Origin of the sequence: Salinigranum halophilum, assembly GCF_007004735.1 — an archaeon.
In the GTDB taxonomy this organism is placed as follows: Archaea; Halobacteriota; Halobacteria; order Halobacteriales; family Haloferacaceae; genus Salinigranum; species Salinigranum halophilum.
The window spans coordinates 538,084-554,055 of sequence record NZ_SSNL01000004.1; the positions used below are offsets into that span (position 1 = coordinate 538,084).

Genomic DNA, 15,972 nt, shown 5'->3' on the forward strand with positions numbered 1-15,972 from the left:
CAGACGCGCACTCGCTCAGGAAGCGTCGGGAGCGCCCGCCGCGATGCTCGGTCCGGTCGCCCGCTCGTCGGCGGCCAGCAGGTAGTGTGAGAGGGCGTGTGCCATCGTCGCCTGACACCAGCGCATGCACGTGATGCGTTTCGTGTAGTACCGCCGCTTCTCGAGGTAGAAGGCGCCGTCCCCGTCCGACAGGTTGGTCGTTCCCCAGTCGAGGATCCGCCGGGCGAACGAGAGGTCGCCCAGGTCGGTGAAGACGACGGCCCCTTCGGCGACCGCGTGGACGTCTCGCGGATACGGTTGCCGCTCGTCGTAGTTCGGCGAACCGTCGGCGTTGAACAGGTGCTCGCGGTGGAACGTCGCGGCCCGTTCGATGGTCCGCTCGAACCGGTCGTCGACGAGGTCGGCGTAGCGGAGGAACGTCTCGAGGACGAAGCCGTTGTGGAAGTTGTCCATCGAGAGGTGTGACGCCGACGGCGGGTCCATGTACTGCCACCCGCCGAGGTCGGTCTGCTGTGCGGCCACGTAGTCGAGAATCCGGGTCGCGCGCTCGCGGTAGCCGTCGTCGTCGAACCGCTGGGACAGTTCGAGCAGGAGGCGCGCGCCGAGCGCGTTCGCGTTGAGCGTGTACGCCTCGCCGCTGTCGTTCGGCGTGTACAGGATGCGCGCGCCGGGGCCGTCCGGGACGTCGTGGTACTGGAGGTCGTCGACGACGAACGCCGCGGCCGTCCGGGCGATGTCGGCGTAGTCGCGTTCGAGATGGCTGTCTGCGGCGAGCAGCGCGCGGACCGCGTAGGAGGTGCCGACGATTCCGGGGACGTTCGGGCCCGTCCGCGCTTCGAGGCCCTGAAGCGGGTGCTTGTGGCCGCCGCAGAAGCCGCTGTAGCCGTCGCTTCGGTGCTCGACGAGCCACGCTGTCAGCGCGCGGGCGTCGTCGAGATACCGTCGTTCGCCCGTCAGTTCGAACATCGCCGTGTTCGCGAGCACGAACATCGAGACGCCCATGAAGTTGCGTCGCTGTTCGACGAGGAGGAGCGGGCGAACGTTCACCGGGGCCCGCCTGACGAACTGCTGGAACGCCAGGTTCAGCCAGCGGTTGTCGACCGGTAGCCGCCGCAGCAGGGCGCTCGACTCGCCGTCGTAGAGGTCCCAGCCGGTGTAGTCGCGTTCGCGCGCGTACGAGAGGACGTCCGCGAGCGTGGAGCGTGTCGGCTGCATCTATTCGAGGTAACCGAGGTCTTCGAGCCGGCGCTTCAGTTCGTCGCTGTCGTCCGCATCGCCCGCCGGGCCCGGCTGGAGCGGTGGTCGCGTCCGCCGCCGACCCAGTCCGTCGGCGAACGCGTCCGTGACCGCCTCGCCGTCGACGTCGTCGGGGACGGGACAGTCCAGATACCGCAGGACGGTCGGCATGACGTCGAGCAACGACCGCTCGGCGAGCGTCCCCGGTTCGACCTCGTCGCCGTGAAGGAGCAACATCCCGCGCGGGTGGTTCCCCGACGTCCAGGAGGTGACCTGCGTCTCGAACACCGACGGCGTCACGCCGCCGTAGATCTCCCAGCCGTCGGCCGCAACGAGCACGAGGTCGGGCGCGTCGTCGACGTACTCGCCCGTGTAGACCTCCTCGGCGGGGGAGACGTGGTCCAACACCGGCTCGCCATCGACGGTGAGTGCCGAGAGTTCCGCGGCGAGGTCGTCGCGGAACGACTCGTAGCGGTCGCCGAGCGCCTCGCGGTTGAGATAGACGGGGCCCTGGCTCACCGCGAGCGCCGTCGTGTGCTCCCAGTCGACGCGAGCGGACAGCTCCGACGTCGGCACCGGGTAGCCGGAGGTCACGAGGTCGTCGTACACCGACGCCGGGAGCACTGCCTTCGCGAGCTTCGCCATCCGCCGCGGGGAGAGCGAGAGGCGTTTCAACAACGAGTAGGCCCCGCCGCTCGCGCTGTCGGACAGCCCCGTGTCGAACGAGAGGTACCCGTTCTCGATGAGATACCGGTTGACGACGAAGGTGCGGTCGACGGTGTCGTGGCCGTGGTCTGAGTAGAGTATCGTGAGGACGTCCTCGTCGTCGAGTCGGCCGAGGTGTTCGTCGATGCGGCGCCAGGCCTCTCGCGTCTCCGGGCCGTCCCCGTACTTGTGCTGGAGGACGTTGATGTAGAACACCGTCAGGTGGAGGTAGTCGTAGTCCGCTTCGAGGAGGTCGCCCAGCAGCTCGAACCGCGAGTCGATGAGGTCGTACGCCCGCTCCAGCCCCTCCGCCGTGGTGACGTCGTCGACGCCGATGTCCCAGTCGTATTCGGCCGCGAGTCGCTCCTGGACGTCCGGCGGGTGCGTGATGCTCCGGTCGAGGTCGACGCCGAACGGAGCGCCGAAGCCCGAGACCATCAGCCCGTCGACCGGCTCCGGGGGGTAGGTCATCGGGACGTTGACCACGGCCGACCGCTTGCCCTCCGCGGCGAGGTAGTCCCAGACGTCCGCCGTCGCGAACGACCGCGCGTCGGGCGAGGTCAACTCGCCGCTCGCCCGGTCGAGGTTCAGCCACCAGTAGACGCCCAGTTTCCCCGGGTTCTTCCCCGACGTCGAACAGCGCCACGCCGGACAGGTGACCGGGGGGTCGACCGACCGAAGCGGTGCGCGCGCGCCCTCCTCAACGAGTGCGGCCAGATTCGGCAGGTCGCCCGCCGCCATGAGACGGTCGAGTTTGTGCCACGCGGCACCGTCGAGCCCGATCGAGAGGACCTGTGTCATCGGAGCCTCCGGTAGACGCCGGATGCCATGTTCATCGTCCGTGTTCCGCGCTCGATCTCGTAGTACTCCGCGAGCGTCGGGTTGAACCGCGATTTGTACGTAGCGATCCGCTGGGTGTTCGCCCCCACGAGGTCGTACGTCTCGACCCCGTCCTCGATGGCGTCAGTGATGATGCGCCAGTGGATGAGGTCGTTGATCGGCAGCGACGTCTCGGGCTTGACACCGCCCTGCCAGTAGTGGGCCCTGTCGCCGAGTCGAGGGACGATGATGCCGCTCTCGCGGACCCCGTCGACCTCGCCGACGTACGGCTTGAGGTCGCCCTCCGGAAACGCCTCGTAGAGGTCTTTCACGTACGCGGCGTCGACGGGGAACGTCTTCTCCTGCGCCTCGTACCGCTCGCGGACCTGCCCGATGATGAACTCGATGGCGTCGGTCCCGCCTCGGGTGATGCGGTAGTCGGCGTCGTCGTGCCCGCGGACGTTCGACCGGAGGTCGCTCTTGAACCGCCCGAGGACCTCGTCGGGACCGCCCGAGAGGTCGACCTCGTAGGTGTACTTCGGCGTCACGTCGAACTCCCGCCAGAGGAACGGTCGGGCGTCCCCGTAGTGGACGCTGGTCTCGACGTGGGTGTACTTCGGGCCGATGGCGTCGGCAGCCCAGTCGAGTACGCCCTCGACGAACCGTCGATTCAGGCGGTCTCGCTTCCGCTGTTTCAGCTTGCGGTAGTTCGTGAGGACCGGCCCGAGCGTCGGCACACCCAGCCGCGGCGGCGGCGAGAAGACCGTACTCACCGGCCCCTTCGAGAGTTCGAACAGCGGGAACAGCCCGACGACCTCCTGTCCTTTGTATCCGACGAGGGGGTAGAGCGTCGAGTCGGAGTGGGCTTCGAGGACGCGTAGCACCGCCAACCGGTGGAACGCCGTCCCCATCGGCGACCGTGCGACGTGGTCGTCCCACGACGCGAGCGCGGCGTCGTCCGCGCGTTCGACTTGGATGCTCATCTGTCTGACCCGCGCCCATCGTGACCCACGGTCGTCGACGCGACGGTCCCCGCGGTGCAACTGCCATCCAGACGCATTGTGCCACGATGCACATGCCGGAGATTTGTTATAAACGGCATAATCGTCGACGGACCGGATACGGCAGTGGCGTCGGGGCGACCAGTGTGTCGGACGCGCCCTGTGGGCCCGCCTCGCGGCGCGACGGTACGACGAGTCGGACGCTCGTTGGGCGCTCGCACCCGTCCGCGCGTCGACGCGGGCGGAGGGGACGCCGCACGCCGTTAACTCGTGGTTACTAATGGCCTCACGCCACGGTACGCCTCGTATAGCCCAGATGAGATACCTGTTCTTCACAAACACGCCCGCGCACGTGCACCTCTACCGGCACGCAGCGACGTCCCTCGAGCGGCAGGGACACGAGATACTCGTGCTCGCGCGCGATTACGGCTGTACGGAGGACCTGCTCAGTTACTACGGACTTCCGTACCAGATTTACGGCGTGTGTGACACGACGAAGGGGTCGTTCTTCCGGTCGCTCCCGGGCCACTACGCCTCGATCTTCCGGAAGACGCTCCGGTACGACCCGGACCTGGTGTTCGGGATCGGCGGCTACGCGGCCCACGCGGGGGCAGTGGCGCGGACGCCCGCGGTGTTGATCCACGACTCCGAGCCGACGACCCTCGACCACCTCGTCTCGCGGCCCTTCGCGAGCATGATCTTGACCCCCCACGCGTTCCAGAAGGACCTCGGCGAGAAGCATTACCGGTTCACCGGCTTCAAAGAGACGGCGTATCTGCACCCGGACGTCTACGAACCGGAGGGCGACGTCAGGGCGCAACTCGGCGTCGACGCGTCGGAGCCGTACGCCATCGTCCGACTCAACGCGTTCGGGTCACACCACGACGTCGGTCACGGCGGGTTCACGGCCGACCAGCGACGCACGCTGATCGAGCGCCTCAGCGAGCACACCACCGTGTTCGTCTCGGACGAGGGGGGCGACCTCGACCTCGCAGGGCTCGACGCGCAGGCGTTCGACGTCCACCCCGCGTTGATGCACGACGCACTGGCCGGAGCCACCGTCGTCGTCGCCGACACCCAGACCGTCGCGACCGAGGCGGCCCTCCTGGGGACGCCGGTCATCCGGTCGAACTCCTTCGTCGGCGACGACGACATGGGGAACTTCATCGAACTCGAAGCACAGGACCTCATCCGGAACCTCGAGACGTTCGATTCCGTGCTCGACACCGCCGTCGAGTTCGCCCGCGACGACGACGTCGGGCGACGCTGGGAGCGGCGACGACGGGCGTACCTGGGCGACCTGGTGAACCTCACCGAACTCATCACTACCCTCGCGACGGAGATGGACTCCGCTCGGACACTCGACCGCGTGCTCGATACGAGCCTGCGCGGCGACCCCTCGAGCGCCACCTGACACGCGCCGTTCGCGCTGCACTGCTGGGCGGGTGTGTCGGTGCCTCGTTCCGGTCGACCCCCTCTCGGAGTGGGTGTCAGTCGCTGAAGCTCGACCGCACGAGGTCGACGTTCTGCTTGATGCCGACGTCGAACAGACTCTCGAACAGCCCCATCAGCCCGAGGTAGAGAGCGGCGCCGACGAGGACGCTCAGCGCGAGGCTGAACGGGGGGGACAACGCGAGGGTGGAACGGACCGCCCAGACGCCGCCGGCCATGAGGACCCCCGCCACGAACGGGTAGACGGCTTCGCCGAGGATGTCGCCGTACCCCGTGCCGATCTCTCGCTTCATGACGTAGATGTCGAGCGGGACCATCGGGAAGACGTACAGCCCGGTGATGAGCCCGGCGGTCCCGACGGTGCCGAACCGCTGGGTGAGCGGGAAGATCAACAGCGCGATCAGCACGACCCGTACGGCGGAGAGTTTCGTGACGTAGTCGGGACGGCCGACCGCCTTCCACACCGACCCGAACACCTTGGTGAACGCCCGCATCATCCCGTACATCGCCAGGATCTGCATCACAGGGATCATCGGTGTCCACTCGGTGCCCAGGAACGTCCGCACGAAGTCGGGGGCGACGACGACGATGCCGAACGAGACGGGGAAGGCGACGAGCGCGTTGATGCGGATGGTCTTGAGAAAGGCGTCGCGGAGGACGCTCAGGTCGTCTTGCATCTTCGAGAACGTCGGGAACATCACCGAGGAGACGACCTGGGTGAGTTCCGTCGCGGGCGCGTTCGACAGGCGGTAGGCGTACTGGTAGAAGCCGAGGGCGGCCGGGCCGAGAAACCAGCCGACGAACGCGTCGTCGCCCTCGCTGTAGAGGAAGTAGAGGATGGACGTGCCGGTGAGCCACTTGCCGTAGCCGACGAGGTCCGCAGCGACGTCCCGGTCGAACGACAGCCGGGGGCGGTAGTCGTGGATGAGATACGAGACGAGCGCGCGGAAGACGTTCGAGACGACGTAGGCGACGACGAACGCCCACGCCGTTGGCCACACCAGCGCGTAACCCACCGCGATGACGAACTGGAGCACCTCGCCCGAGATACGGTAGACGAACTGTTTGTGGAACTCGAGGTTCTTCTGGAAGTAGACGACGCCGGGGTTCTTCAGCCCCAGAACCAGCGGCGAGACGGCGAGGACGCGAATCATCGCCGTCGTTTCGGGTTCGCCGAACAGGGTCGCGACGAAGGGAGCCGCGAGGACCATCGACAGGGCGATGATGGCCCCTCGCGCACCCATGAGCACCCAGGCAGTGCTGAGATGGCCGTCGACGTTCTCCTCGCGCTGTTGGACGAGTGCGGCGTTGAAGCCGAGGTTGGTGAACTGCTTGAGCGCGCTGAGCGTCAGCAGGACGATCCCGATCAGCCCGACCTGCGCCGGCCCGATGAGCCGCGCGAGGATGACGAGCATGACCAACTGGATGACGCGCCCGACGGCGTTCTGGCTCAGCACCCAGAGCCCGCTCTTGACGGTACTTTCGACGACGTCTCCACTGGGAACCATCCGCGCGAGGAGTCGCTTCAGTTTCGAGCGTGCCATTGGGGTGGATGCCGTGTTGGGGCGGGGGTGGAAAAACCGGTGAGCGGATTGATACGTTCTACGTGCTATGTCATTCATCCAATCCTATGTATAGTTTGTCATGACTGGTGGTCGAACACGCCGGGTCAGGCCCGCCCGCCGCCCGGGGTGGGCCGCGTACCGACGACCTGACCCGACGCGGTCGGTCGCCGACGACACGCCGACGGCGATAGCGGCCGCAGAACCCCCCGATAGCTCCGAATAATATGATAAAAATAGCCGAGACTATCGGTGGTCGAACAGTCCAGTCACACGGCAGGAACGACAGATTCCGCCGTCAACGTGGTTCTGCGGGCGGGACAGCCGGGACGGTGTCGACGCCCGACCTCGACAGGCGGGTCTGGCAGGTCGAGCGGACACGGATGCGCGGGGACGAACCGGCGTACGACGTCGACTCGCGCGGCGAGATGCTAACCAGCTTATAATTAAGCCCGACGCTTCCGCACGGTTTGCTGACGATGCAGCCGGGACGGACGGGACGACCCCGACAGTCACCGCGCGCGACTGACGGTCCGCCCTGTCCGCGACCGCAGCACACCCGATCATGTTAGACGAGCCCTCGAATCACGGACGTGGACGAACGGCCGCCCACCCCGAGTCACAGTCGCACCGAGTTCGCCGTTCGAGTTCGATCAACACTGGCCATCGTATCGAACGAAGGAGAGTCGTCTGATGCGGTCGACGAGCTACGACTTCTTCGACACGCTCACACTGAGCATCCGGGGTACCGGTGGACGTGCCGTCACGCAGTTACGCGAGATGTACGACCACTTCGAGGTGCCGAGCGTCGACGACCCCGACGTCGTCTGCGAGCTCACGACGGTCGAACCCGACCCCGAGGCGGTCCTCGGCGGGCCGGAGAACTACTACGGCCGCGAGGGTGACGCGTTCGTCATCCGAACCCCGTCGGGGTTTCTGCGGACCGACACCGACCTGACACGGATTCAGACGTCGCCCAACTGGGAGCCCTTCTGGACGATTTATCTCGTCGAGTTCCGCATCCGACGACGGCTGGCCGATCGGAATCGGGCGCTCGTCCACGCCTCCGGGGTCGAACTCGACGGCCACACGACCCTGTTCCCCGCGTGGCGCGGGGCCGGAAAGACGAACACGCTGTTGTCGCTGTTGCGGGCGGGCGGTGACTACCTGTCCGACGACCGCCTCTGGGTGGGCGCGGACGGGAGCGTCCAGGGGTATCCGCTGTCGGTCAACATGCAGCCGTACAACCTCGAGTCGTTCCCCGACCTCACGCTCGACGACGAACCGGACGAGGGGATTCGCCAGCGGGTCAGCGACTACATCGACGCCAACTGTGAGGTGGGTGGCTCGGTCGTCGAGAAGGGGCTGGTGTTCCTCAACCGATACTACCTCGAAGCGGACGGTCGCAGTTTCGTCGACGTCGAGGAGATGCTCCCCCACACGACGTACGTCGATACCGGCACCGTCGACGACGTGGTCGTCCTCCAGGCGGCGCCAGACGCCGACAGCGTCTCCGTCGAACCCATCTCGCCGCGGGAGGCGGTCACGGAGACGGCGACTATCTCGTCGTACGAGTGGAACGCCCGCCTCCGCGAGTACTTCATGGCGCTCGACAGTCTCTTTCCCAGTCAGGACCGGGCGGGCGAACTGGAGACGCTCATCGACACCGAACGGCGGGTCTTCGACACGCTGTACGAGCAGACCGGCACGTACCGAGCGTCGATTCCGCGCGACCGGGACTGGAACACGACGGGCATCAGCCGACAGGTCGTCGAGGCGGTCCGCCGACTGAACACGCAGGCCGACGACGCGACGGTCAGCCGACAGCACTGATTCTGCCACCCTCGCTCCCGGCACGCCGGCCCGAGACGCCGTCAGGTGTCGACCTCGGCGAACGAACCCTGCGTGTCGTCCTGGGCCGCCCGATAGCTGTCGTGCAGCTGTTCGAGGGTCTCGTCCCCCATCGAGAGCGTCACGGTCGCGGTCCCCTCCTCGAAGGAGAACTCGGCTTCGCTCACGTCGACGCAGTCGAGAAAGATCGAGAGCGCGGCGTCGAGTTCGTTCTCCGCTCGGCGGACGTCGAACCCGTTCGAAGAGAGCACGAGGACGAGCGCGCGGACGTCCGTCCGATAGCCGGTCTCGGACGACGGCCCCTCGCGGACGTCGGTCACCTCGCGGATGAAGCCGAGGTCGGCGAGGCGGTTGAGGCGTCGGTACACCGTCGCCGGCGCGACGTCGAACGAGTCGGCGAGCGTGCTCGCGGTGACGACCTCCGTGGTCGCCCGGGTGAGCACCTGCCGAGACAGTTCGTCACCCAGTGTCGCGAAGACGTCCTCCATCACTCCCCCCGTCCTGTCATCGGAAGACATTGTTCTCCTTGTCAATCATGTGTACAAAAAAATGTTTTGATGAATACACTTTTCTCGACAGCGACGGCCGTCCGTGGACCGGGCGGACAGTCGAAGCCAGAGGGCCGCTGCGCCTGAACCAGGGCGCGTGGTGTCTGCCGTCGGCGAGTCACGACGGTCGTCGCGTGCGGTGGTCAGTCGTGGAGGACCGCCACGCCGTCGGCCCACAGCGACGGGAGCACGTCGACCGTCTCGATCGCGGCGAACGTGACCGCCGCGGCCCCGCCGATGACTCCGACCGGGGGGAGACCCGCGATGCCGGCCACGGAGAGGGCCGCGAGCAGACAGAGCGTCCATCCCAGCCCCAGTTTCACCGTGGTGTTCACCGTCCAGGGGGTCGTCTCTTCGGCCGTCGTCTCGCCGGCCGACTCCTCCTCGTCGTCCTCGTCGTCGATGTAGGCGAACAGTTGGTCCGCCTCGGGGCGGAGCCTCACACCTCCACTTCGCTTTTCGAAGTCTATCACGCGCGCGTCGTCCATCTTCGGCAGGTGGCACTGATAGAGGCCGATGTACACCCGCTTGCGCTCGTCCGACGAGAGCAGGCGGCGTTCGACCCCGTTCTCCTTCGCCGCGATGAACTCGGCAAGGTCGCTCAGCGTCGACTCGTCGTCGTTCTCGCGGAGGTACCGCAAGATGTCTCGGCGACGTCGGTTCTTCAGCATCCCGAACTGCGTGTCTTTCGAGATGGGTTTCGGTTCCTCGTCGTCGGTCTCGTCTCCCGTTGAGTTCCCGTCGGAAGGCGTCAACGTAGACCCGTTCTCAGTACTCATTGGTGGGACCGTGTCCACACCTGGTGGACTCGTTGTCTGGGCATCCTTACTCCTCTCCGGGTGGCAGAAAGAGAGACAGTGTCAAATAATTCATCTTTATTCACTGACAGCGAAACCACGCCTCGGTGATTTTTAAAATTCATGTAATATAATTATTATAGAAAATACGGTCGTCGAGAGGTGTAACTCGCGTTCGAGCCAGTTCGAGCGCGAGAGCGGGCTATCGACGCCGATTCGACGTGCGGCTGTCGCTCGGGACAGGGGGACGCAGCGGCCCGGCGAAACGACCGGTTCGGGCTCAGACGAGGTCGTCGACCGAGAGGTACGAACCCTCGTCGTCGCATCGCCGCATCGAGCGCGTGTGGGCGACGACGACCCCTCCGAGGCCCGTGAGAGCGAACAGCGAGACCATCCCCAATCCGGCAGCGCCGTTCAACAGCCAGGCCACCCCCCCGACGAGGAGGCCACCGAAGGAGAAGACCGCGTAGTAGCGGTTCCACTGCGGCGGTGCCAGTTCCTCCGAAGGGACGATCGCGTGGTCGGCGTGCGGCGTCAGCGAGATGGTCCGCTCGTCGGTGTCGTACTCCACGAGCCCGAAGCTCGTGAGTTTCGGAAGGTGGGTCTGGTACAGCGAGATGTACATGCTCTGGCTCAGGTCGTCGTCGATGTCGTCCGGAGGGGTACCCGTCTCGTACGACGCGACTTTGTCCACGAGGACCGGGAAGGCGAGTTCGCCCCCGTTCCGATAGAGGGCGTACAGCACGGACCGACGTCGGTAGTTACTCAAGAGCGTGAACACCTCGTCACGGTCGTTCTCGGCGCACAGGGCGTCGACGTCTAGGTAGTGTGGTGTGTCCGGCATCGGTGACCAGTTCCGGGCGTGATGCGTGTACCCACAAGATGTTCGTACTTTGTTACGAGCGGGTTATCGGCGACGTTCGAATCGTCGTTCGGTTTCTCGTCGGGGGCGTCCGGGACACGAACGTCTGCCGACAGGAACGCTCGCCCCACCCGGCTGACGTCCGCCCCGACAGACGGCGGCCGGCGACGTCGCACTGCCGTTCGCCTGCGACGCCGTCGTTCGAATCGACCGGGGGGTCGCGGCGGAATTAAACATCAATTATCCGGGTAGTACGGGAGTTAACAAAGTCGATTGGTGGTGTGTTAGGGCGTAGCGGATGTTCCAGCTCACCGGCTTCCAACGTGACCTCCTGTACGTTATCGCCTCACTCGACCGGCCGTCCGGACAGGCAGTCAAAGAACTCTTCGAGGAGGACGTCGGCGAGGTCAACCACGGCCGACTCTATCCGAACCTCGACACCCTCGTGAACCGCTCGCTGGTCGACAAGGGACAGCTCGACCGACGGACCAACTACTACGAGATCACGGACCGGGGGCTCGAGATGATACGCGAACGACGAGCGTGGGAGAACCGCATGGTCGACTTCCTCGAGTGACTCGTCGACGGGGAGCGGGCATCCGGCCGCTGTCGTGGCCTCCGAACAGCGCGTCGTCTGTTCTCGACGACTGCTGAGCCATCACCGGTCGTGCCGACGACGACGGAGAGCGAGTTCTGTGCCGACGACGACGGCGAAGAACAGTCCCCACATCGCGAGCGACCGTCGCGGGTCGTCACCGGGGTCAGAACGGTCGATGAGCCGGTGGAACCAGAACACGTCCGCGAACGCGGAGTCGTGAAGCGCACGCCACTGCGTCTGGAGCGTCGGAACCCTGTCGAGCGCGTGGTGGCCGTCGGGGAGAACAGCCCAGAACGCGCTCGCGACGACGACGACACCCCGGTACCGCGTCCCAGGCGCGACGAGGAACAGGACGAGCACCGTCGTGATACCCGCGACACCGACGTGAACACCCCACAGAGACACGAGACGTCATTCGCTCCCGGGACACATAAGCGGACGGCACCGCGGTCGGCTCAGTCCTGTCCGACCCGCTCGCCCTGGTCGGGGCGGTAGCCACGACTCACCGCCTTCCAGGTGCCCGCGCGGAAGCGGGCGTAGTTGACGACCATCGGAACGAACGTCTCGGCGACGAGCGCGGCCATGAGTCCGAGGACACCCCACGCCGTCACCGTGCCGAGCCACGCGAGCGGCAGGGCGACGAGATAGAGCCCGCCGAGCGTCGCGAGGAACGGGACCCGCGTGTCGCCGGCCCCGCGGAGCGTTCCGGTGACGGAGCCGTCGATGCCGAGTGCGACGACGCTCACGGCGGCGACACGGACGAACCGGGTGGTCGTCGCCACCCCCTCACCGTCGACGAACACCCGGGCGATGGGTTCGGCGAAGCCGAGGACGAGGACGGCGACGGAGACGTAGACGAGACACGAGAGCTTGGTTATCTCCCAGCCGTACGCGGCCGCGGTAGCTTCGTCGCCGCGGCCGAGCGACTGGCCGACGAGGGTCGAGGTGGCGATGGAGAACCCCCAGCCGAAGCTGTCGAGGAGCGCGCGGACCTGCCGGGCGACACCGATTGCAGCGACCACGAGCGGGCCGAAGACGGCCGCGAGGGCCAACAGCGGGAAGACGACGGCGGCCTGGGCGATGCGGCGTGCGACGAGCGGCGTCGCGATGCTGAGGAGCTGCCTGAAGAGGTCACGGTCGGGCCGCGCGTCGAACCGGACGGGGATGGGGCTGGCGCCGCTCACTCCCTGTCGTGGGAGGTACGCGCGCCCGGACATCCCCCAGGCGAAGGCGACGGCGACGAACACCGTCGAGAGCGTCGTCCCGATGGCGGCCCCGGCGACGCCGTACCCGAGGCCGAGGACGAGCCCCGCACTGAGGACGATGTTGAGCACGGCTCCCGTCGCCCGGAGCGCCATCGGCGTCAGCGTGTCACCGACGCCCGCGTAGGTCCGCGAGGCGACGAGGTTGAGCGCCTCGAACACGAGTCCGGGCGCGACGACCGCGAGGTACGTCGCGCCGTAGGTCAGCGTCCGCGCGTCGTTTCCGAGCAGTTCGACGAGCGGGCGCGCACCGAACACGAAGAGGACGACGAGCGGGAGCGAGGCGACGGTGGCGACGATGAGGCTGGCTTCGACGGCGCGGGCGGCGCGGGTGGAGTCGCCCCCGCCGTAGTTCTGTGAGACGAGGGCGATGGTGCCGCCGGACAGCCCGATGAACGCGAACTTGCCGACCGTCCAGTAGGCGTTGGCGACGGTGAGGCCCGCGACGGCCGTCGGCCCGATGGCGAGGCCGACGACGGCCAGGTCGACGGTCCGCTTCGACATGATGGCGAACCCCGTGAGGATGCGCGGCCACGCGAGGTCCGTCGTCTCGCGGAGCCGCGTCTCCTCGATGACGCCCGCGCGGGCGAGCAGACCGGCCAGCACGGTCAACAGTCGGTGGAGGGCGCTCACGACAGCGTGTTCGAGAGGAGCGTGAAACCGGTTTTCATCCGTCGGTCCGGTGGCCGTTCGACGGCGACGTCGACCGGTTCGTCCGCGACCGCCGATACGGACAAGTCGGTCCCCGCCCTCGTTCGGACGAGGAGAGCCGATGAATCACGTCCCGAACGAGGCGCTCGCCGCGCTCGAGCGGTTCGGCGACGGCGTCCTGACCGGCGCGGTGCCCCCGGTCGCCGTCCGCCTCCGCTCTGACCTCCGCCTTCGCGTCGACGGCGGCCCGGCGGTGCTGGAGACGGGGACGGCTCGCGTCGCGTTCCACCTCGACCACGGCCGCCGTGAGGCGACGCTGCGGGGGTACGGCTCGTTCGTACAGACCATCGCCGACGGTGTCGACGAGACGCTCCGGGCGTGGGGCGTCGAGCCCCCGCCGGCGTATCGTCTCGAGGGGACCGACGGTGGGTGGCTCGTCTTCGCGGGTACCGCACAGGTACTCGCCGTCTCGGACTGAGGCCGGTCACAGCGGGCAGGCGGCGCGCCGTCGTGTCTCGACAGAGACACGTCTCGGCAATCAAGGGATTGATACGGGGTGAGCGGGATAGCCCAAGCGATGAAAGCTGTCGTACTCGCCGCAGGGAAGGGGACTCGTCTGCGACCGCTCACCGACGAGAAGCCGAAGGGGATGGTTGAGGTCGACGGAAAACCGATTCTCACCCACTGTCTGGACAAACTCATCGACCTCGGTGCCGAGGAGTTCGTCGTCGTCGTCGGCTACATGAAAGAGAAGATCATCCAGTACTACGGCGACGAGTATGAGGGTGTGCCCATCACCTACAGCCACCAGCGCGAGCAGAACGGGCTCGCCCACGCGTTGCTCACCGTCGAGGACCACATCGACGACGACTTCATGCTCATTCTCGGCGACAACATCTTCAACGCGAACCTCAAGGACGTCGTCCGCCGGCAGCAAGAAGACCGCGCCGACGCGGCGTTCCTCGTCGAGGAGGTGCCGTGGGAAGACGCCTCTCGGTACGGGGTCTGTGACACCAACAAGTACGGCGAGATCGTCGAGGTCATCGAGAAGCCCGACGACCCGCCGTCGAACCTGGTGATGACCGGATTCTACACCTTCACGCCCGCCATCTTCCACGCCTGTCACCTCGTCCAGCCCTCGAACCGCGGCGAGTACGAGATCAGTGAGGCCATCGACCTGCTCATCCGCTCGGGGCGGACCATCGACGCCATCAAACTGGAGGGGTGGCGGATGGACATCGGCTACCCCGAGGACAGAGACGAGGCCGAGAAGCGACTCCAAGAGGCGCGCGAGGCGGAGTAACGCCGACGTCGTCGCATCTCCCGCACCAGCGCAGCCAGGTTCGCTCCGGGTCGTTCCACACCAGGCGTCACGCGTCAGCCACGGCGCTGGCGCGACGCCACGCCCAGACGCCGAGACCGAGCGCGCCGACGCCGGCCACGCCCGCCGCGGCACCGAACACGCCGCGAACGCCGACGAGCGGGACGAGCGGGCCGAAGAGAAGCGGCGAGAGGAACTGCCCGGTGTACCCGAACGACGCGATGTACGAACTGAACTGCCCCGTCTTCTCGGCGGGCGCGAACCGCTCGACCCAGGCGAACGTCGACGGGAACACCAGTCCGACGCCGAGTCCGAGCAGGACGACGGGGACGACGGCCCCGGCGCGCGTCTCGACGACTGCGGCGAGGGCGAACCCGACAGTCCAGCACACGAGCGCGACGAGAACCAGTGTCGAACGGGCGGCGCGGTCGACGAGTCGATCGTAGCCGACGGCCGCGACGCCACCCGCAGCACCGTTCGCGGCGAGGTAGAGGCTGATCGCGAACGAGGACGACACGCCGACGCGGGAGAGGAACTGCGGGTAGAACACCACGACGACGTACAGTAACGCGTTCGCGCCGAACGCGAGGAGATACACGAGCGGCAGCCCTGGTCGGTCGCGGAACGTCGCGAGCGTCGCGGCGAGCCGCGTCGACAGGCTCGCTCTGGACCCCGCGCTGCCTCCGGCTTCGCTCGTCCCGTCCGGTGTCGACCGCGTCTCGGGGACCGTCGCCGCGGCGACGAGTCCGAGCGGGAGCGCGACGAGGTAGATACCGAACGGGACGTTCCACGCGACGACACCGGCCGCCCCGCCCACGAGCGGCCAGACGGCCGCACCGAGGCTGTTCGCGCTGCTCCGGTAGCCGAGGGCGCGTTCCATCGCCTGCCCCTCGTACAGGTCGTAGATGAGGACTGTCACCGCGGTGTAGACGGCCGCTGTCCCGACGCCGAGGACGACGCGAGACGCGAGCAGCGGGCCGAAGCCGTCGGCCACGAACCCCGCGCCGCCGCCGAGTCCGTAGACGACGAGGCCGCCGACGAACGGGCGACGGGGGCCGACCCGGTCGACGAGCGCACCCACCAGCGGGCTCGCGAGGACAATCACCCCGCCGTGTGTCGTGATGATGAGGCCGGCCGCCGTCCCCGAGACACCGAGTTCGCGCTGAATCTGCGGGACGACGGGCGCGACGATAGCGCCGGCCATGACGGTCAGCGTCGCAGCCGCGACGATGACCCACAGCTCTCGTCCGTGTGTCGTCGAGGGAGCCACACGCGACGGGTGGGAGGCGATCGGCTGGAGTGTTACG

The 15,972-nt window shown here is 67.1% G+C and carries 15 protein-coding genes; 5 read left to right on the forward strand and 10 right to left on the reverse strand.

The window, feature by feature from the left end:
• Positions 1–15: 15 nt before the first annotated feature.
• The 3 genes from E6N53_RS11290 to E6N53_RS11300 are packed head-to-tail and all read right to left on the reverse strand — an operon-like array spanning position 16 to position 3,743.
• Positions 16–1,215: a prenyltransferase/squalene oxidase repeat-containing protein gene (locus E6N53_RS11290; RefSeq protein ID WP_201741124.1), complete on the reverse strand. Its 1,200-nt coding sequence runs from the start codon at positions 1,213–1,215 to the stop codon at positions 16–18.
• On the reverse strand, positions 1,216–2,742 hold the full coding sequence (locus E6N53_RS11295) for an alkaline phosphatase family protein (RefSeq protein WP_142859345.1): 1,527 nt from the start codon (positions 2,740–2,742) through the stop codon (positions 1,216–1,218).
• Positions 2,739–3,743: a lipid II:glycine glycyltransferase FemX gene (locus E6N53_RS11300; RefSeq protein ID WP_142859348.1), complete on the reverse strand. Its 1,005-nt coding sequence runs from the start codon at positions 3,741–3,743 to the stop codon at positions 2,739–2,741. Before E6N53_RS11300 ends, E6N53_RS11295 begins: the two co-directional genes overlap by 4 nt.
• A gap of 334 nt (positions 3,744–4,077) precedes the next feature.
• On the opposite strand from E6N53_RS11300, the gene E6N53_RS11305 reads away from it, so the two are divergent.
• Positions 4,078–5,175 (forward strand): hypothetical protein, encoded by a 1,098-nt coding sequence (locus E6N53_RS11305; protein ID WP_236642337.1) that lies wholly within the window; start codon positions 4,078–4,080, stop codon positions 5,173–5,175.
• Positions 5,176–5,251: 76 nt separating this feature from the next.
• Here the strand turns inward: E6N53_RS11305 and E6N53_RS11310 are convergent, their stop codons facing one another.
• Positions 5,252–6,757 (reverse strand): lipopolysaccharide biosynthesis protein, encoded by a 1,506-nt coding sequence (locus E6N53_RS11310; protein WP_201741125.1) that lies wholly within the window; start codon positions 6,755–6,757, stop codon positions 5,252–5,254.
• Between the two features lie 711 nt (positions 6,758–7,468).
• Here E6N53_RS11310 and E6N53_RS11315 point away from each other — a divergent pair.
• On the forward strand, positions 7,469–8,608 hold the full coding sequence (locus E6N53_RS11315) for a hypothetical protein (RefSeq protein ID WP_142859350.1): 1,140 nt from the start codon (positions 7,469–7,471) through the stop codon (positions 8,606–8,608).
• A 41-nt stretch (positions 8,609–8,649) separates the two neighbouring features.
• Here the strand turns inward: E6N53_RS11315 and E6N53_RS11320 are convergent, their stop codons facing one another.
• From E6N53_RS11320 to E6N53_RS11330, 3 genes are all read right to left on the reverse strand, one after another.
• A complete protein-coding gene (locus E6N53_RS11320; RefSeq protein WP_142859352.1) occupies positions 8,650–9,144 on the reverse strand; it encodes a helix-turn-helix domain-containing protein in 495 nt (164 codons plus the stop codon).
• Positions 9,145–9,317: 173 nt separating this feature from the next.
• Complete coding sequence (locus E6N53_RS11325) at positions 9,318–9,953, reverse strand: DUF7344 domain-containing protein (protein ID WP_142859354.1); 636 nt, start codon at positions 9,951–9,953, stop codon at positions 9,318–9,320.
• Between the two features lie 298 nt (positions 9,954–10,251).
• The gene (locus E6N53_RS11330; protein WP_136590443.1) at positions 10,252–10,815 is read right to left on the reverse strand and encodes a DUF7344 domain-containing protein; all 564 of its coding nucleotides are present in this window, start codon (positions 10,813–10,815) and stop codon (positions 10,252–10,254) included.
• Positions 10,816–11,131: 316 nt separating this feature from the next.
• On the opposite strand from E6N53_RS11330, the gene E6N53_RS11335 reads away from it, so the two are divergent.
• Entirely contained in the window at positions 11,132–11,410 is a 279-nt protein-coding gene (locus E6N53_RS11335) for a PadR family transcriptional regulator (protein ID WP_136590444.1), read from the forward strand.
• 81 nt (positions 11,411–11,491) lie between these two features.
• On the opposite strand, the gene E6N53_RS11340 is transcribed toward E6N53_RS11335, so the two are convergent.
• Together E6N53_RS11340 and E6N53_RS11345 are read right to left on the reverse strand one after the other, a co-directional pair.
• Complete coding sequence (locus tag E6N53_RS11340) at positions 11,492–11,836, reverse strand: hypothetical protein (protein ID WP_142859356.1); 345 nt, start codon at positions 11,834–11,836, stop codon at positions 11,492–11,494.
• Positions 11,837–11,886: 50 nt separating this feature from the next.
• The gene (locus E6N53_RS11345; RefSeq protein WP_142859358.1) at positions 11,887–13,326 is read right to left on the reverse strand and encodes an MATE family efflux transporter; all 1,440 of its coding nucleotides are present in this window, start codon (positions 13,324–13,326) and stop codon (positions 11,887–11,889) included.
• A 139-nt stretch (positions 13,327–13,465) separates the two neighbouring features.
• Here E6N53_RS11345 and E6N53_RS11350 point away from each other — a divergent pair, with 139 nt between their 5' ends.
• On the forward strand, positions 13,466–13,822 hold the full coding sequence (locus E6N53_RS11350) for a hypothetical protein (protein ID WP_201741126.1): 357 nt from the start codon (positions 13,466–13,468) through the stop codon (positions 13,820–13,822).
• A gap of 99 nt (positions 13,823–13,921) precedes the next feature.
• Complete coding sequence (gene aglF / locus E6N53_RS11355) at positions 13,922–14,647, forward strand: UTP--glucose-1-phosphate uridylyltransferase AglF (protein ID WP_136601616.1); 726 nt, start codon at positions 13,922–13,924, stop codon at positions 14,645–14,647.
• A gap of 67 nt (positions 14,648–14,714) precedes the next feature.
• Here the strand turns inward: aglF and E6N53_RS11360 are convergent, their stop codons facing one another.
• A complete protein-coding gene (locus E6N53_RS11360; protein WP_142859360.1) occupies positions 14,715–15,935 on the reverse strand; it encodes an MFS transporter in 1,221 nt (406 codons plus the stop codon).
• Positions 15,936–15,972: the final 37 nt, after the last annotated feature.

Excerpts from the sequence above, each read along its gene's own strand:
- E6N53_RS11290 (WP_201741124.1), bottom strand. The coding sequence starts at position 1,215 with ATGCAGCCGACACGCTCCACGCTCGCGGACGTCCTCTCGTACGCGCGC.
- E6N53_RS11295 (WP_142859345.1), bottom strand. The coding sequence starts at position 2,742 with ATGACACAGGTCCTCTCGATCGGGCTCGACGGTGCCGCGTGGCACAAA.
- E6N53_RS11300 (WP_142859348.1), bottom strand. The coding sequence starts at position 3,743 with ATGAGCATCCAAGTCGAACGCGCGGACGACGCCGCGCTCGCGTCGTGG.
- E6N53_RS11305 (WP_236642337.1), top strand. The coding sequence starts at position 4,078 with ATGAGATACCTGTTCTTCACAAACACGCCCGCGCACGTGCACCTCTAC.
- E6N53_RS11310 (WP_201741125.1), bottom strand. The coding sequence starts at position 6,757 with ATGGCACGCTCGAAACTGAAGCGACTCCTCGCGCGGATGGTTCCCAGT.
- E6N53_RS11315 (WP_142859350.1), top strand. The coding sequence starts at position 7,469 with ATGCGGTCGACGAGCTACGACTTCTTCGACACGCTCACACTGAGCATC.
- E6N53_RS11320 (WP_142859352.1), bottom strand. The coding sequence starts at position 9,144 with ATGTCTTCCGATGACAGGACGGGGGGAGTGATGGAGGACGTCTTCGCG.
- E6N53_RS11325 (WP_142859354.1), bottom strand. The coding sequence starts at position 9,953 with ATGAGTACTGAGAACGGGTCTACGTTGACGCCTTCCGACGGGAACTCA.
- E6N53_RS11330 (WP_136590443.1), bottom strand. The coding sequence starts at position 10,815 with ATGCCGGACACACCACACTACCTAGACGTCGACGCCCTGTGCGCCGAG.
- E6N53_RS11335 (WP_136590444.1), top strand. The coding sequence starts at position 11,132 with ATGTTCCAGCTCACCGGCTTCCAACGTGACCTCCTGTACGTTATCGCC.
- E6N53_RS11350 (WP_201741126.1), top strand. The coding sequence starts at position 13,466 with ATGAATCACGTCCCGAACGAGGCGCTCGCCGCGCTCGAGCGGTTCGGC.
- aglF (WP_136601616.1), top strand. The coding sequence starts at position 13,922 with ATGAAAGCTGTCGTACTCGCCGCAGGGAAGGGGACTCGTCTGCGACCG.